This window comes from Bradyrhizobium sp. UFLA05-109 (assembly GCF_054185165.1).
In genome coordinates, this window is record NZ_JBBIAR010000154.1 from 1 (window position 1) to 1631 (window position 1631).

Annotated in this window: 1 protein-coding gene; it reads left to right on the top strand. The window is 56.6% G+C overall.

The genetic code is table 11. From position 1 onward, the window contains the following. Positions 1–36: 36 nt before the first annotated feature. Positions 37–1631: M28 family peptidase (locus Q3C01_RS44795; protein WP_458151735.1), on the top strand; the 1595-nt coding region annotated here is incomplete at its 3' end.

The window sequence follows — 1631 nt, forward strand, 5'->3', positions numbered from 1 at the left end:
ATCTCGGAGCCGCAAAGCGATATTTCGGAAGCTCGTATGATGGAGCTCCTGGGTCGGATCACCGAAGCGCCGCATCGGCGCGCGGGTTCACCGGGCGAGCGGAAGGCAGTCGAGCGCTTAACAGACGAACTGCGTAGTTATGGATATTCAATCGAGTGTCCTTATCATAATGCGTACGTGAGCTCGCCGGAGTTCGGCGAGATCGTTCTAGGCGATGTCAGACTCGCCTGTATGCCGCAGGGGCATTCGCTTCCCTCGGACGGCGGCATTGTAGGCCGGCTTGTGTATGTTTCGCCAGACCAGCGAGCCTCGAGCGAAATCCAGGATCTCAAAGGAGCATTCGTGATTGTCGACGGTCTGCACTCTTGGGATACCTCTGCCTGGGCAATACGCAACGGGGCTACGGGCCTGATCAGCGTCAGCCCTCACGAAGTGATCCATATGGGTGGGCCTACAGGACTCTGGGGAACTCCGACTGTTGAAACGATAGCAAGGATTCCGAGAATCGTCGCGGTGTCCGTCACCCGAACCGTTGGCACTCAGTTGAAAGCAGCCGCTGAGCGGGCCGAGAAGGTGAGCGTCGTGTCGAATCTTAAATCGGGTTGGGAAAAGATCCCTCTGCTTACAGCTTCTCTCAACGCTTCTGGTGACGAAGGCCAGGACTTCGTCCTATTGTCCGGGCACGTTGACTCCTGGCTTAAGGGCGCAATGGACAATGCGAGCGGAGTCGTCGCCATAGTCGAGCTCGCTCGCACGCTTGCTTTGCGGCGGGAGCACTGGCGCCGAGGTCTGAGGATCTGTTTCTGGTCCGGCCACGAGAGCGGATCGTATGCCGGTTCGACTTGGTACGCTGACACCAATTGGGACGAACTGAGTCGCCACTGCGTGGCTCACGTCAACATTGACTCAATCGGGTGCAAGGGCTTCGACAACATGACGAACGCCTTCGCGAGCGGACCAGTCGAGAAGTTGGTCAGCGACGCGATTCGAAAAGAGACGGGCACTACCGTTCGAGCTAATCCGTTCCCTCCAATCTGCGACATGTCATTCTTCGGCATCGGCATCCCAGCGCTTTTCGGGTTGGTAAGCGCCGAACGTCCGGAAAACATTGACTTCGCTATACCCTGTGGCTGGTGGTGGCATACCGAGCACGACACCATCGATCAGATCGATGCTGCTCGGCTTGGTCGCGACACGCGCATATGTTTCGATGCCACTTGGAAACTGATGACAGCGGAAATGCTTCCGCTCGACTTCGTTGAGACGCTGGCGAGCTGGAAGACTGCACTTCTGGGCTCCGGCCTAGATGAAGGTAAGCCGTGGCTCGATCTCACCGAAATAGGTTCGAAGATCACGTGCTTAGAAGGAGCTCTATCAAACCTCTACTGCAATTCGGACAATTCCGTGGATCGGAATCAAGCACTCAAGCAAATCAGTAGGGCTCTCATTCCGATCGAGAACATGCGAACCGACCGTTTCGCGTATGGATTTCACAACAGGGATCTCGCAGGGATACGCGGCGGAAAGAACTGGGCTGAAACCTCCCCTCTCATCGCAGATATAACAAGCTATGTCTGCGGCCCAGCGGCGGGAAATCCGCTGATGGAAGCTGGAGCGTTAAGGGCAAGGAA